Origin of the sequence: Agromyces allii, from assembly GCF_009749385.1 — a bacterium.
In the GTDB taxonomy this organism is placed as follows: Bacteria; Actinomycetota; Actinomycetes; order Actinomycetales; family Microbacteriaceae; genus Agromyces; species Agromyces allii.
In genome coordinates this window covers 71,055-85,246 of record NZ_WBIN01000003.1, presented here as the reverse complement: position 1 = coordinate 85,246, position 14,192 = coordinate 71,055, and the positions used below count along the sequence as shown (strand labels likewise).

The following is a 14,192-nucleotide window of genomic DNA, read 5'->3' as shown; positions in this document are numbered from 1 at the left end:
CGACCGCATTCGACTCGCACCTCACCCGACCCACCGATCCACTGCGACACCCGAACCACCCGAACCACCCGACCCCCGAAAGGAACCCCACTGATGGATAGCGGAAACCTCGCCTGGTACCTCGTCGCCGGCGCGATCGTCCTGTTCATGACGCCCGGCATCGCCTTCTTCTACGGAGGCATGGTCAAGGCGAAATCGGTCGTCAGCATGATGATGATGAGCTTCGGGGCGATGGGCCTCGTCGGCGTGCTCTGGGTGCTCTACGGCTACAACATGGGCCTCATGTCACCCGGTGAGGGGAACCTGATTCCCGGCCTGCTCGGCAACCCCTTCGCCGACATCGGCCTCAGTGCGATGGCCTCGGCCGACGACAACGGCACCCTGTTGGCGGTGTTCTACGGCGCGACCTTCGCCATCGCGACCACCGCGCTGGTCTCGGGTGCGATCGCCGACCGAGCCCGCTTCGGACCCTGGATGCTCTTCGCCGGTATCTGGGTCACCCTCGTGTACTTCCCGGTGCAGGGATGGGTGTGGGGCTTCGACGCCGACGGCACGCCGACCGGCTGGATCTACGCGCTCGGCGACACGCTCGGCTTCTCGACCACGACGATCGACTACGCAGGCGGCACCGCCGTGCACATCAACGCCGCGGCCGCAGCGCTCGCCCTGGCCCTCGTGCTCGGCAAGCGGATCGGCTTCGCGAAGGGCGCCCACCAGCCGCACAACGTGCCGCTGACCCTGATCGGCGTCGCGATCCTGATCGTCGGATGGTTCGGATTCAACGGCGGAGCGGCGGCCACCGCGGGCTTCGACGGCCTCGGTCGGATCATCCTGAACACCTTCGTCGCGGCGGCTGCGGGCATCCTCGGCTGGGTGCTCGTGGAGCGCGCGAAGGACGGCAAGGCGACCTCGATCGGCGCAGGCTCCGGCGCGATCGCCGGTCTGGTCGCGATCACGCCCGCCTGCTACTCGCTCACCCCCGGCTGGTCGATCCTGCTCGGCGTGATCGCCGGCGCCGTCTGCGCGTTCGCGATCGAGCTCAAGTACAAGCTCGGGTTCGACGACTCGCTCGACGTCGTCGCGCTGCACGGCATCGGCGGCCTGATCGGATGCTGGTTCCTCGGCTTCTTCGCGACCGACACCGGCCTCCTCTTCAGCGGCAACTTCGAACAGCTGATCGTGCAGGTCATCGCTTCGACCGCCGTCGCGATCTATTCCTTCGGCATAACCTGGCTCATCGGCACCGGGATCGAGAAGACGATCGGCTTCCGCGTGCAGAACGCCGACGAGCTCGCGGGCGTCGACGTGGCGCAGCACGGCGAGGACGGGTACGTGCTCGCGTAGCCGATCGGAGCAGCCGGGAAACCACGAGGCCCCGTGCGACGCGGTTCACGCTGTGTCGGACGGGGCCTCGGTGTGGAGCCGATGACGGGAATCGAACCCGGGCTATCTGCTCGGGGGACTCCTCGGGTCACAATCCTGGCAACCAGTCAAACCGGGGGAATCTCCAGGTTCACCGGCCATTAAGGGCTACCCTTCTCATGCCTACTCTGACGCCAATTGACCTCGCCTACCCCCTTTGCGTACTCCGGGAGTGCGCACGAGTGCGCAAGGCAAGCGTTCGGAGTGAGCACGTCGTGGAGTGACACGTGACGTGTCAGGCTGCCTGTCTGACGGGGTGCGCGAATGATTTTCGGCGCCCTGTGAGCGATGGGTGACGCGGGGCTCGCCGACGATGCGACGAGCCCTGTGTCACCCGTCTAGAAGAGGTACGGCAGGATCGGAGGCAGCGCGAGCGCGAGGCCAGCGCACGAGGCGACGAGGGCCGCAGATGCCCCGATGACTTGTGTGATGCCCTTCGTCATCACGCGAAAGCCGTGTGTGAAGGGTCCCTCATATCGGTGCTTCGGCTTCCCGGAAGGCTTGCCGGAGCGTTGGGGGATGTGGGTAGGATGGTGCGAGTGGGTACCCAATAAGGTTCCTATCAACTAGTGCCGGCGGCAACCGGCTGGTTTGAATATTCCTTGCGAGAAGCCCGCCATGAGGTGGGCTTCTCGTGTTTCACACGCTGTCAGCCGCGTCGGCTTTTTGGGGCCGAGTTCGCTGTGAGCAGATAGTTTGCCTATTCGATCTCGTACGGTCGCGTCGTCAACTACCTGAAGAAACTCTACGGGCGGTCACCAACATTTTGGAGAACGAAACCGAACATCGAATGCCGGGCGACCGAATTTGCCGTCTCAGCCGTAGGTATCGCTCGGACCGACCTTCAGACGCGGTGAGCGCGACAGTGCCCCCCGACCGCCGAGGCGACCAAAGGCTCTTGCGCTCGTATTCCGCCGCGTAGGGCATACTGCGTGAGTTGTTGCGCTCCGATCAATCGTTGAGTCTCATCTGGCTCATCGACCCACACGTGCAACTCTTCACGCAGTTGGCATGGCCCGTGACGATCCGGAGTGGCGTCCGATTCTCGCGGCCGTCGAGGGGCCGGTCGGGATCTACCGGATGCTCGACGCGTGTGAGCGCGAGTACGGCGTTGTCCGGCTCGTGAGGTTGGAAAGCGAGGCAGCGGCCCCGGGCTCACGGAACGTGAGGCGCCGCGGCGTCCGCTTGAGTGAGGCGAACGCATTCGGGGACAACCTTTCGTGTGGCGGAGTGGCACGAGTGCACATTTCTACCGCGAAAGGGTCTGAACTCATCGCTCATCACGGAACTCCGGTACTTTCCCGGATTTCCGGGCGTGAACGGGTTGTGGAGCCGATGACGGGAATCGAACCCGCGCTATCTGCTTGGGAAGCAGAAGTTCTGCCATTGAACTACATCGGCGTGCGGCATCCGAAGGTGCAGCGGTGACCATCGTAGCAAGGCCGGTGAGCGGAGCGAGGAATTCGATGGCGACGAAGGGCGTCCCGGCATATTCCGAAACACGCATCGACGGTGCGGGAGGCTGGGCCGATGGGGGATCTGCAACGGGGCATCCGGGTTATCTGCGTCATCGGCGCGATCGCCGCGGTCTCTGCGCTCACGGGGTGCGCGCCGCCCGCTGAGCGGCGCCTGCACGACAGGCTGGCGGCGCAGGCGGCGGAGGTGGCAGACGAGGCCGGCTTCGTCTCGCAATCGTCCGGGCTCGCGCAGCCGTCGGACGCGCTCAACGAGTACGCCCGCCGAATCGTTCTCCTCCTCGGCGATACGGGGATCGAGCCGCAGCCTCGATCAGGCTGGAACGAGGGGTCGCCCGATCAGGCCACCCCGCTCCGATTGGTCGCCATCGAGCCGAACGAGGACGCCGCATGGGAGGACCCCGTCGGGGGCCTCGTGCTCGCCAGCCGCTTGGTCCTCGTTTCGGAGCAGGGATCACCGGTCACCGAGTACTGCGTGCGCGTCGAGTTCGATCGCTGGGGGTTCGGCGAGCGCACGGCGCAGGCGGTCGACTGTCCGGCGGATCCCGTGGTGCTGACTCCTCCCGCGGATCCACGACCGGTCATTCCGGAGGGGGCCGAGCAGGTCGTTCTCGAGGTGCTCGACGGCGCCGGCCTCGACGAATCCGCCGAACAGCTCGCCGCCGAGATCGACGCGCGCCTTCTCGCCGAGCCCGGTGGCCCGCCGGTCGCGGAGCCGCAGGTCGTCCGCGAGGGATCCCGTATCGGATTCTCGATGAGCGACGCGAACGACTGCCTCTTGATCCGCGCCGAGGGCGGCGTCTCCGAGGCGCTGGCGGTCCCCGAGGTGCTGCTGCTCCCGGGCGAGTACGGATGTCGTGCCGAGACGGCACTGCTGCCCGACGAGTCGTTCCGTTCGCCGCACTGACGCCCGCATGGAGTCGCACCAGCGAGCCGCGCGACCTCGACAGCCCGTCGCTAGGCTGAACCCGTGCTGCTCTCCGACCGCGACATCCGTGCCGAACTCGAACTCGGGCGCGTGCGCCTCGAACCGTCCGATCCGGCGATGCTCCAGCCGAGCAGCGTCGACGTGCGGCTCGACCGGTACTTCCGGCTGTTCGACAACCACAAGTACCCGTTCATCGATCCGGCCGAAGACCAGCCGGAGCTCACGCATCTCATCGAGGTGCGGCCCGACGAGGCGTTCATCCTTCACCCGGGCGAGTTCGTGCTCGCGTCGACGTACGAGGCCGTGACCCTGCCCGACGACGTGGCCGCACGCCTCGAGGGCAAGAGCTCGCTGGGGCGCCTCGGCCTGCTCACGCACTCGACGGCCGGCTTCATCGACCCCGGCTTCACCGGCCATGTCACGCTCGAGCTCAGCAACGTCGCGACGCTGCCGATCAAGCTCTGGCCGGGCATGAAGATCGGGCAGATGTGCTTCTTCCGCCTGTCGTCGCCGAGCGAGCGGCCCTACGGTTCGGCCGAGTACAGCTCCCGGTACCAGGGCCAGCGCGGCCCCACGGCGTCGCGGTCGTTCCACAACTTCCACCGCACGGATGTCGGCGCGACCGACGCGGGGTCGCTCGGCGCCTGAGACCGGCTGAGGCGGGGGCCCGAGACCTGCCGCCGGCCGCGGCACGTCGCATGGCGCGCCGAACGCCCCTCGGCTGCGCTCGTGGGAGTACCGTGTGGCTCGAGTCGGCGCGTTCGCGCACGGCCGGAGCAAGGGGGTACCGACATGGCTGGTGAACGACCGGGCGGCGTGACGCTCGTCGCCGTGCTCGCATGGATCTCTGGGGCGCTGCAGGTGGTCTCCGGGTTCTTCCAGATCCTGCCGGGCGGCGGCAACTTCGGCGCCGGCGTGTGGGCGATCATCCTCGGCATCGTGACGGTCGTCGTGAGCCTCGGCCTGTTCCGCGGTTCGAACGCGGCGCGCATCATCGTCACGATCATCTTCGTGCTCAACATCGCGACGGCGATCTGGCTCATCACGCTCGGCGCGTTCTGGAGCGGGCTCTTCTCGGCGCTGTTCCCGGTGATCGGCCTGATCCTGCTCTGGTCGAAGCGGGCCAACGCGTTCTTCTCCTGATCCGCCGACTGGCGGGTGAACTCGGCTGATCGGGCTACGATCGTCGGTTCCGGATGCCGCGTGCCCGCGCGGATGATCGGTGCAGACGTCACGACGAGGTGACGCACGATCGAGGAGTTCACCGATGACCACCACGACGACCGCGACCCGCCCCCGACCGCCGTTCGACCCCGAGCTGGAGGCGGCGCTCACGCTGATCCGCGAGCAGATGCCCGTGACGTTCACCCCCGAGCTGATCCCGGCCATGCGCTCGGGCTTCGCGGGAGAGGCGGTGCTCGCCGAGATCGCCGAGCGCGGCCTCGTCGTGCGCGACGTGACGATCGCGGGGCACGCGGGCGACGACATCGTGGTGAGCGTGATCGAGCGGCCGGGCCGCACCGGCACGGGCCCCGGCATCTTCCACACCCACGGCGGCGGCATGATCATCGGCGATCGCTGGCTGGGCGTCCCGATGTTCTTCGACCTGATCGAGCAGCAGAATGCCGTGGTCGTCACGGTGGAGTACCGGCTCGCCCCCGAGTTCCCCGACCCGTACCCCGTCGAGGACTGCTACGCGGGCCTGGCCTGGACGGGCGCGAACCTCGAGGAGCTCGGCATCGACGCCGACCGCCTCATCATCGCGGGCGGCAGCGCCGGCGGCGGGCTCGCGGCGGGCACCGCCCTGCTCGCGCGCGATCGGAGCGGCCCCGCGCTCGCCGGCCAGCTGCTGATCTGCCCGATGATCGATGACCGCGACCTGACGGTCTCGACCGAGCAGATCGACGGCGTCGGCGTGTGGGATCGCGGTTCGAACCTGACCGGCTGGAACGCACTGCTCGGCGACCGCCGCGGCACCGACGACGTCTCGATCTACGCCGCCCCCGCGCGGGCGACCGATCTCTCGGGCCTGCCGCCCGCCTACATCGACTGCGGCAGCGCCGAGGTGTTCCGCGACGAGGACGTCGCCTACGCGAGCCGCATCTGGGCGGCCGGCGGCGAGGCCGAGCTGCACGTCTGGAACGGCGGGTTCCACGGCTTCGACATGATGGCCCCGCATGCGGCGGTCTCCCGCGCCTCGGTCGCGGCGCGCATGAACTGGGTCGCCCGCATCCTCGGGGTCTGATCCGGGCCAGAGCTTCCGCGGTCGCGGGCGGCACGCACGCCTGCCCACCCGTCCGCGACCGCGGAGACATCCCGCCCCTGCTCGATTAGGGTGGGGCGCACACGCGCGATGGAGCCCGCCATGCAAGAACTCGTCGGTCGTCTGACTGCGCTCGACCCGGAGGCGAGCGAGACGCTCAAGGTCGTCTCGTACTTCGATGCGCTCGTCGCGGGCGGAGTCGGCCCCGATTCCCTGCTCCGCGGGGCGGCCGTGCTCTCGGGGGCGGTCGCAGGCTACGCCGCCCGGTCGTCGACCCGGGTCAAGCGCGTCGCGCCCGACGGCGAACCCCTCGGAACGACGGATGCCGCGGCATCCGCCTGGCCGTCGCGCGAGACGAGCGACGGCTCGCTGGTCTGGCTCGAGCGCACCGGGCCCGCGCACGCGAACGACGCGATGGTGCTCGAGCGGCTCGCCCTCGCCGTCGCGATCACGTCGGCCCGCAGGTCGAACACCGCGGATGCCGCGGTCGAGGTCGTGGTCACGGCGGGCGCCGCGGCATCCGAGCGTGCCGTGGCCGCGACGAAGCTGAGGCTGGACTGCGCGCCCGACGTGCGCGTCGTGGTGTCGCTCCCAGATGGGCCGCCGCCCGCCGACGGACCGGCCGCCGTCGTCGCCACGGCGCGCGGACTCGTGCGCGTGGTGCTCGTCGACGGGCCGGCGGTCGTGCCGGCGGGCCTGCGCGCGGGCATCGGCCTCGGCGGCCCCGCCGAACGGCTGCCCGAGTCGTTCGCGTCGGCGCTCATCGCGTTGCGGCTGGGCACGGCTGCGGAGCCCGCGGTCGATGCGGCCCAGCTCGGTGCCCTCCTGCTCCTGGCCGAGGCCGCCGATCGCCACGACGAACGGCATCCGGATGCTTCGGCGCTGGCCGCCCTCGACCCGCGTGCCCTGGCCGTGCTCGACGCGTTCGCCGACGCCGGAAGCGTGCGGCAGGCGGCATCCGCCCTGGGCATGCACCACTCGAGCGTGCAGGCGAGGCTCGACGCCCTCGCCGAGACGCTCGGTTACGACCCCCGCACGCCGACCGGGCGCACCCGGTACGCGCTGGCCCGTGCCCTCGCCGCGCTGCAGCGACCCGGGCTCGGCTGACGCCGAGGTCAAGCCCTCGCGGCGATCCGATCCGACGGGTAGGCATGAGACATGACGACGATCGAGCCCGCGATGCGCACCGTGCCCGAGCCCTCGCCTGCGAACGATCCGGCGCCCGAGGTCGAGGCCTCGCGTGCGAGCGCTCGCGCGGTCACGACCTTCGGCATCGAGGAGGAGTTCGTGCTCCTCGATCCGGTGACGCTGCGGCCGGTGCCGCTCGCTCCGCAGGCGATCGCCGCGCTGCACGCCGCCGGATTCGCCGGTGCGACGTCGGAGTTCCTCGCCTCGCAGGTCGAGATCGCGACCGGCGTCTGCACCGACGGCGCGGAGGCGGTGCAGCAGCTCGAGGCGTTCCGGGCCGCGCTCGACGGCATCGCGGTCGCCCTCGGGGTGCACGCTGCGTCGACGGGCACCCCGTTCGACGCAGGTCGGGCGCCGACGGTGACGCCCGAGGCCCGGTACTCGCACATCCAGCACGACATCGGCGCGATGATCGACGACCACCAGGTGTGCGGCCTGCACGTGCACGTCGGCATCGACGACCGTGAAGACCGGGTGCGCGTGCTCAACGGCCTGCGCGCGTGGATCCCCATGCTCACCGCGCTCGCCGCGAACTCCCCCTACTGGCGCACCGCCGACACGGGCTTCGCGAGTTGGCGCACGATCGTGCTCCGGCGGTGGACCACGGCCGGCATTCCGGCGCCCTTCGCCGATGCCGACGACTACGAGCGCCGCATCGACGACCTCGTGGGCATTGGCGCCACACGCGATCGCCCGCTGATCGCCTGGCTGCTGCGCGCCTCGCACCACCTGCCGACGGTCGAACTGAGGGTGGCCGATGCGCAGCTCGACGCCGCCGACAGCGTCACGATCGCCCTGCTCTGCCGCCGCATCGCCGACGGCATCCTGAGCGGTGCACGGGCCGCTCGGGCGACGGATGCCGGTGGCGTGACGGATGCCGCGGCCGCCGCGTCGGCACAGGTCGTCCCGTTCAGCGGCGAGGTGCTCGACGCCGCCGTGTGGGCGGCCGCACGCGACGGGTTCGCCGCGACGGTGCCCGACCCCGTGCAGGGGCGGATGGCGCCGCTCGCCGAGGTCGTGGCATCCGCCCTCGCCATGCACGACGCCGACGACGGATGCCCCGAAGCCGTCGCGGCGCTGCTCGCCCGCGGGTCGGGTGCCGAGCGACAGCGGGCGGCGTTCGCCGCGGGCGGCCGCAGCGGTCTCGCGCGGTGCGCCGCGGCATCCGTCGGCTGAACGGGCGAGGTCGAGGTCGAGGTCGTCGCGAAGCGTGCCAACCGGTGCGCCGGTAGGCTCCCGGCATGGGTGCGCGCGTGGTGGTGGTGGGGTCGATCAACGTCGATTCGGTGGTGCGCGTCGAGGCGCATCCGGCGCCCGGCGAGACCGTGCTCGGCCTCGACGTCGAGCTGCTGCCGGGCGGCAAGGGCGCGAATCTCGCGGCCGGTGCCGCCGCGGCGGGCGCCGACGTGCTGCTCATCGGGCGGGTCGGCGACGACGACCTCGGCCGCCGCTACGTCGAACGCCTCGCCGAGCACGGCGTCGACGTGTCGGCCATCGCGGTCGACGCCGACCGGCCGACCGGCCAGGCGTTCATCACGGTCGCCGCGTCGGGCGAGAACAGCATCATCGTCGTCGCCGGGGCGAACGGCGGCATCGAGGCGGATGCCGCGGCGCGCGCGATCCCCGATGACGCCGCCGTCGTGGTCAGCCAGCTCGAGCTCGCGCCGGCCGTCGCCGAGGCCGTGCTTCGCCGGGGACGGGCGCTCGGCGCGCTCACGGTGCTGAATGCGTCGCCCGTCTCGCCCGCGGCATCCGCCCTGCTCGAACTGGCCGATGTCGTCATCGTCAACGAGCACGAGTGGGTCGCCCTGGGGTCGCCCGCGGACGCCTGCGTGACCCTCGGCGCAGCGGGCGCGAGATGGGGCGGAGTGGATGCCGCGTCGGGCCCGGTCGACGTCGTCGACACCACGGGTGCGGGCGACGCGTTCGCCGGGGCGCTCGTGGCGGCGCTCGCCGCGGGGGCGAGCAGGGCGGATGCGCTCACCGCCGCCGTCGCGGCCGGCGCCCGCGCGACCACCTACGCGGGCGCGCAGCCCTGGGGCTTCGGCGCGTAGCGACGCGTTCCGGGCGCGCCGCAGGCCGTTGCCACGGGAGGAGATCGGCGGCGTGGGAGGGCGATTCCGGCCCGGGGATCCTCCCCCCGGCGCGATCCCCTCCCGCCGAGGTGAGCTGGACGAGGCAGGTGCCGCCCCGGCAAACGGTGGGCGGCTACGCGGGAGCCTCTACGCGCCGGGCGCCTGCAGCGCGGCATCCGGCGCCGTGACGAACTCGACGACGGCGTCGAGCGTGACGTCGGCCCGCAGGATGCGGTTGTGCCCGAGCCCTTCGGTCGGCACGAAGCGCGTGCGCCCGGGGTTCGCAGCGGCGATCTTCGGCGCCTCGGCGAACGGCACCCGGCGGTCGCCGCGGTCGTGCACGACGAGCAGCGGCATGCCCTCGGGCAGCGGGTGCGCGAGCGCCGAGTAGTGCTCGAACGGGTTCTCGACGTCGGCGAAGAGCCGGCGCACGAATCCGCGGGCGAGCGCGTCGCGGGTCGGCGCGTCGAGTCCGACCAGGGTGCCGAACTCGTCGACGAACACGTGGGCAGAGCCCGCGGCCGCGATGGACGCCACGCGACGCGTGTCGATGCCCTCGGCCGGGGCGAGCAGCGAGGCCGTGCCGCCGAAGGAGTGCCCGATCAGCGCGTGGAACCGGCCGTATCGCTGCTGCAGCGCCGCGAGGATGTCGAGGTGGTCGACCAGGTAGGTGCCGCGTCCGTCGGAGTCGCCGTTCGCGGGGGCGTCGAACGCGACGACGCGGAAGCCCTCGCTGCGGAGCTCCCGCACGAGCGGCGCGAACACGCTCGCGCGCGACTGCCAGCCGTGCGCGAGCACGACGACGTCGGGCCCGCCGCCCCACTCGTAGGTCACGACGTCGACGCCCGAACGGCGGATGCCGGGGATGCGCACGCGTCCGCGGCGGGCCTCGGCATGCGTGCCGGCGTCGGCCTCCGCGACCGTCACGCGACGTCCGACGCGCATGAACAACGGCAGTGCGAGCCGGGCACCGAGCTCGGGCGAGATCGAGGACGCCAGCCGGATGCCGCCGGCCACCGCTTTCAGTGCGAGCGGCGTCGCGGGCGGTGCCGTCGCCGGGGCGAGGGGCGCGCGTGTGCCCGCCCGCGGGTCTGCACGAACCACGCGCACCGGGTCGGTCATGGTCGGGATCGACGCGGTGTCGGATGCCGGTGCGCTCACGGGGTGCCTCCAGAAACTCTACGAACGTTCGTACGTAGAGTGTACGAACGTTCGTGCGTAAACTGCAAGACATGACGATGACGGAGGGCCGCTCGATCGACGGACGCCGCGCCAGGGGAGACGCCTCCCGGCGCCACGTGCTCGACGCCGCCGCCGACCTGGCCTCGCTCGAAGGGCTCGACGGCCTCTCGATCGGACGGCTCGCGTCCGCGGCATCCGTCAGCAAGAGCGGCATCGCCACGCTCTTCGGCTCCAAGGAGCAGTTGCAGCTCGCCACGATCGTCGCCGCCACCGAGCGGTTCACCGCGACCGTGATCGAGCCCGCGCGCGTGCAGCCCCGCGGCATCCGTCGCCTGACCGCGCTGCTCGACAGCGTCGTGGCGTACTCGCAGGACCGGGTGTTCCCGGGCGGATGCTTCTTCTCGGCGTCTGCGGCCGACTTCCACGCCAAGGCGGGCCCCGTTCGCGATGCCCTCGCCGACCAGCTCGAGAGCTGGCTCGGCTACCTCGCCGCCTCGGCCGGATTCGCGGTGAAGCAGGGCGAGCTGCCCGGGCTCGACGATCCCGAGCAGCTCGCGTTCGAGCTGCAGGGCACGTTCGAGTGGATGAACCTCATGGCCGTGATCCGCGAGAGCGACGTGCACTACGCGCGGGCGCGACGCGCCTACCGCGACCGGCTCGTCTCGCTCGGCGGCGACCCCGCGATCGCCGAGCTCGTGCTCACGCCGGGCGCCGCGCTGCGCGGTTAGGCCGGCGCCTCCGCGACGAGCGCGAGCGTCGTGTCGCCGCAGGGCAGCACGAACTCCCCGCCGCCGAGCAGTGCGGCATGCCCGGGGTGCTCCTCGTGGAGCGGGGCGAGCGCCTCGGACAGCCCGTCGAGCCGGAGCAGCGCGCCGGTCGCCCGGCGAGAGTCGGTCGAGGCGAGGATGCGGCCCGACGCGTTCACGAGCGTGCACGCGCCGCCCCACTCGCGCAGCACGGGCAGCAGCTCGCGCTCGAGCCGGGCGACGTACGCGTCGGTGCCCACGACGCCGACCATCTCGCCGTCGGCCATGACGGGCGTCGTGATCGTGACCGTGTAGTCGTCGGTGCAGAGGTAGTCGACGTAGGGGCCGGTCAGGTGGCGGCGACCCGTGCGTGCGGGAACGCGCCACCACTCGAGCGTCGTGTAGTCGCGGAACTGCTCGGAGTCGGGGTCGCTCACGGCCTCGAGCCGCCGCAGCGTCGGAGCCGCGCCGGCCGCCCCCGTGCCGGTGCCGGCGCCCGTGCCGAACGAGTTCGCGCTGCTCAGCCACCAGGCGAGATGCCACTGCGCATCGGCGAGGAACCCGGGCGAGGCCACGAAGCCCGCACCCGTGATGAGGGCGCCGTCGCGCTCGAGCTCGGCGCCCACGAGCGCCTCGACGACGGCGTCGAGCGTGGCCGCCTGCGCGGTGGACGATCCGGTGAGGGCGCCGGCGAACGGGCCGGAGAGTTCGGCTTCGAGCACTCCGCGCCATCCGTCGACCATGGCCAGGAGGGGCTCGATCGTCGACGCCACGCGCCGGGCGATGTGCTCGGCCGCGAGATCGAGGGTGGTGCTCACGCGGGGGTTCCTTCCGCTGCTTCCGCCGGCTCAGCCGGTACCGCCTGGTCCGCGCCGGTGCGGTGCTCCATCGGGGTGACGGATGCCGCGTCGAGGGCGTCGAGGGCGGATGCCGCACCGCCGGCGGGGTGCGACGCCTGGTCGATTCGGGACTTCTCGTCGACCAGCCACTGCACCGCCTGGGCGATGTGCTCCGTCGTGACGCGTCGTGCACGTTCGGGTTGCACGTCGCGGATGGCCTGGATCACGTCGAGCCGCACGCTGCGGCTGCGATCACGAGCATCTTCCTCCCGCAGGCACATCCAGAGCAAGGGGCCGGCCTCGGCCTGCAGGCGCAGTTCCTCCTGCACGAGGCGCGGCGACTGGCTCACGGCGGCGACCTCGAGCTGGAATCGGCCGACCGCACGGCGGGCTCCGCCGGCGGTCGCGAGGTCGGCGCGGGCGTCGATGTCGGCCAGGCTGGCGAGGTCGTCGTCGCTCGCGCGGTCGGCGGCGACCTCGGCGGCCATGCCCGCGATCGCCGAGTAGTGCAGCGACAGGTCGCGGAGCTCGACCCGGCTGAGCGCTCTCAGCCGGCGCTCGACGATGCGGGTCGAGGCATCCGGATCGAAGGTGACGAAGCTGCCGCCGTCGCGGCCGCGACGGGTGTGCACGAGCCCGTTGTCGCGCAGGGCGACGAGCGCCTCGCGGGCGGTGACGACGGCGACGCCGAGCCGCCCGGCGAGATCCGACTCGCTGGGCAGGCGCTCTCCGTCACGCAGCACGCCCGCGACGATCGCGTCGGTGATGCGCTGTTCGACGAGTTCGGCGCGCCCGGCGCCCTCGAGCGGGGCGAAGACCACGGCTCGGGTGGCGTCGGTCCGGCCGGCTGCGTGCGGCATCCGCCCTCCAGGGTCCGGCTCGAAAACTGTGACACGACCGTAACACGGAGGTCTGGAATCAGACATCTGGATCCATATGATTTTGAACACGCCTCGCGAAGGAGCAACGCATGACCGACAGCCAGCCGGCGATCAGGCTGACCGGACTCACCAAGGAGTTCGGTGCCGTGACCGCCGTCGACCACGTCGACCTCGAGATCGCGGCCGGGGAGTTCTTCTCGATGCTCGGCCCCTCCGGCTCGGGCAAGACCACCGTGCTGCGACTCATCGCCGGGTTCGAGCAGCCCACGGGTGGCACCATCGAGCTCTTCGGCGAAGACGTCACCAAGCGCGCGCCGTTCGACCGCGACGTGAACACCGTGTTCCAGGACTACGCGCTGTTCCCGCACATGAGCGTGCTCGACAACGTCGCCTACGGCCTGCGCGTGCGGGGCATCGGCAAGAAGGAGCGCACCGAGCGCGCCCGCCGCGCCCTCGCCTCCGTGCGCCTCGAGCAGATGGGCGACCGCAAGCCCTCGCAGCTCTCGGGCGGCCAGCGCCAGCGCGTCGCCCTCGCCCGCGCCACCGTCGTCGAGCCCAAGGTGCTGCTGCTCGACGAGCCGCTCGGCGCCCTCGACCTCAAGCTCCGCGAGCAGATGCAGGTCGAGCTCAAGCAGATCCAGCGCGACCTCGGCATCACCTTCATCTTCGTCACGCACGACCAGGAGGAGGCGCTCACCCTCTCCGACCGGGTCGCCGTGTTCAACGACGGCCGCATCGAGCAGCTCGGCACGCCGGCCGAACTCTACGAGCGGCCCGGCTCTCGGTTCGTCGCCGGGTTCGTCGGCACCTCGAACCTCTTCGACGACGAACGCTCGCGGGCCCTCCTCGGGCGAAGCGGCGAGCACTCCGTGCGCCCCGAGAAGCTCGTCGTCACCGCCGAACCCGAGACGGGCGACGGCGTGCGCAGCGCCCCGGGCACCGTGGTCGAGGTCATCTACCTCGGCAGCGGCATCCGCACCGTGATCGACCTCGACGCCGGCGCCCGCGTGACCGTGCTCGCGCAGAACGACCGCCGAGGGCTCGCCGCCGGCGACCGCGGCGACCGCGTGCACGTGAGCTGGCACGACGCCGACGTCGTGTCGCTGGCACCCGCAGCTTCATCGAGCGAGGCGGATGCCGCGGCATCCGTCGCCTGAACCGAAACCGCAGCTCAGCACCACCCCTGCAGTCCC

At 71.3% G+C, this 14,192-nt stretch carries 13 protein-coding genes and 1 tRNA gene; 10 read left to right on the top strand and 4 right to left on the bottom strand.

What is annotated here, in order from left to right:
* The first annotated feature begins 93 nt into the window (after positions 1 to 93).
* The gene (locus GQR16_RS05085; RefSeq protein ID WP_157414075.1) at positions 94 to 1,344 is read left to right on the top strand and encodes an ammonium transporter; all 1,251 of its coding nucleotides are present in this window, start codon (positions 94 to 96) and stop codon (positions 1,342 to 1,344) included.
* A gap of 1,405 nt (positions 1,345 to 2,749) precedes the next feature.
* Here the strand turns inward: GQR16_RS05085 and GQR16_RS05080 are convergent.
* A tRNA-Gly gene (locus tag GQR16_RS05080) sits at positions 2,750 to 2,823 on the bottom strand.
* A gap of 129 nt (positions 2,824 to 2,952) precedes the next feature.
* Between GQR16_RS05080 and GQR16_RS05075 the strand changes: the two genes are divergently transcribed.
* The 7 genes from GQR16_RS05075 (at position 2,953) to GQR16_RS05045 (ending at position 9,330) form a co-directional block, all read left to right on the top strand.
* Positions 2,953 to 3,804: a hypothetical protein gene (locus tag GQR16_RS05075; protein WP_157414074.1), complete on the top strand. Its 852-nt coding sequence runs from the start codon at positions 2,953 to 2,955 to the stop codon at positions 3,802 to 3,804.
* 63 nt (positions 3,805 to 3,867) lie between these two features.
* Positions 3,868 to 4,473, top strand: a complete 606-nt coding sequence (dcd, locus tag GQR16_RS05070; protein ID WP_067880724.1) for a dCTP deaminase — start codon at positions 3,868 to 3,870, stop codon at positions 4,471 to 4,473.
* Between the two features lie 144 nt (positions 4,474 to 4,617).
* Complete coding sequence (locus GQR16_RS05065) at positions 4,618 to 4,968, top strand: hypothetical protein (RefSeq protein ID WP_157414073.1); 351 nt, start codon at positions 4,618 to 4,620, stop codon at positions 4,966 to 4,968.
* Between the two features lie 124 nt (positions 4,969 to 5,092).
* The gene (locus GQR16_RS05060) at positions 5,093 to 6,070 is read left to right on the top strand and encodes an alpha/beta hydrolase (protein ID WP_157414072.1); all 978 of its coding nucleotides are present in this window, start codon (positions 5,093 to 5,095) and stop codon (positions 6,068 to 6,070) included.
* 120 nt (positions 6,071 to 6,190) lie between these two features.
* The gene (locus GQR16_RS05055; protein ID WP_246200534.1) at positions 6,191 to 7,195 is read left to right on the top strand and encodes a helix-turn-helix domain-containing protein; all 1,005 of its coding nucleotides are present in this window, start codon (positions 6,191 to 6,193) and stop codon (positions 7,193 to 7,195) included.
* 51 nt (positions 7,196 to 7,246) lie between these two features.
* Positions 7,247 to 8,452 carry a carboxylate-amine ligase gene (locus GQR16_RS05050; protein WP_157414070.1) on the top strand — a complete coding sequence of 402 codons (1,206 nt, stop codon included), beginning with the start codon at positions 7,247 to 7,249 and terminating at the stop codon, positions 8,450 to 8,452.
* A 65-nt stretch (positions 8,453 to 8,517) separates the two neighbouring features.
* Complete coding sequence (locus GQR16_RS05045) at positions 8,518 to 9,330, top strand: PfkB family carbohydrate kinase (protein ID WP_157414069.1); 813 nt, start codon at positions 8,518 to 8,520, stop codon at positions 9,328 to 9,330.
* Positions 9,331 to 9,498: 168 nt separating this feature from the next.
* Here the strand turns inward: GQR16_RS05045 and GQR16_RS05040 are convergent, their stop codons facing one another.
* Complete coding sequence (locus tag GQR16_RS05040) at positions 9,499 to 10,512, bottom strand: alpha/beta hydrolase family protein (protein ID WP_157414068.1); 1,014 nt, start codon at positions 10,510 to 10,512, stop codon at positions 9,499 to 9,501.
* Positions 10,513 to 10,583: 71 nt separating this feature from the next.
* Here GQR16_RS05040 and GQR16_RS05035 point away from each other — a divergent pair, with 71 nt between their 5' ends.
* Positions 10,584 to 11,261 (top strand): TetR/AcrR family transcriptional regulator, encoded by a 678-nt coding sequence (locus GQR16_RS05035; protein WP_246200532.1) that lies wholly within the window; start codon positions 10,584 to 10,586, stop codon positions 11,259 to 11,261.
* Here the strand turns inward: GQR16_RS05035 and GQR16_RS05030 are convergent.
* Both GQR16_RS05030 and GQR16_RS05025 read right to left on the bottom strand, forming a co-directional pair.
* Positions 11,258 to 12,097 carry a PDC sensor domain-containing protein gene (locus GQR16_RS05030; protein WP_157414067.1) on the bottom strand — a complete coding sequence of 280 codons (840 nt, stop codon included), beginning with the start codon at positions 12,095 to 12,097 and terminating at the stop codon, positions 11,258 to 11,260. The genes GQR16_RS05035 and GQR16_RS05030 overlap by 4 nt on opposite strands.
* Positions 12,094 to 12,978: a FadR/GntR family transcriptional regulator gene (locus GQR16_RS05025; RefSeq protein ID WP_157414066.1), complete on the bottom strand. Its 885-nt coding sequence runs from the start codon at positions 12,976 to 12,978 to the stop codon at positions 12,094 to 12,096. Before GQR16_RS05025 ends, GQR16_RS05030 begins: the two co-directional genes overlap by 4 nt.
* Before the next feature lie 110 nt (positions 12,979 to 13,088).
* On the opposite strand from GQR16_RS05025, the gene GQR16_RS05020 reads away from it, so the two are divergent.
* Positions 13,089 to 14,156 (top strand): ABC transporter ATP-binding protein, encoded by a 1,068-nt coding sequence (locus GQR16_RS05020; protein WP_157414065.1) that lies wholly within the window; start codon positions 13,089 to 13,091, stop codon positions 14,154 to 14,156.
* Positions 14,157 to 14,192: the final 36 nt, after the last annotated feature.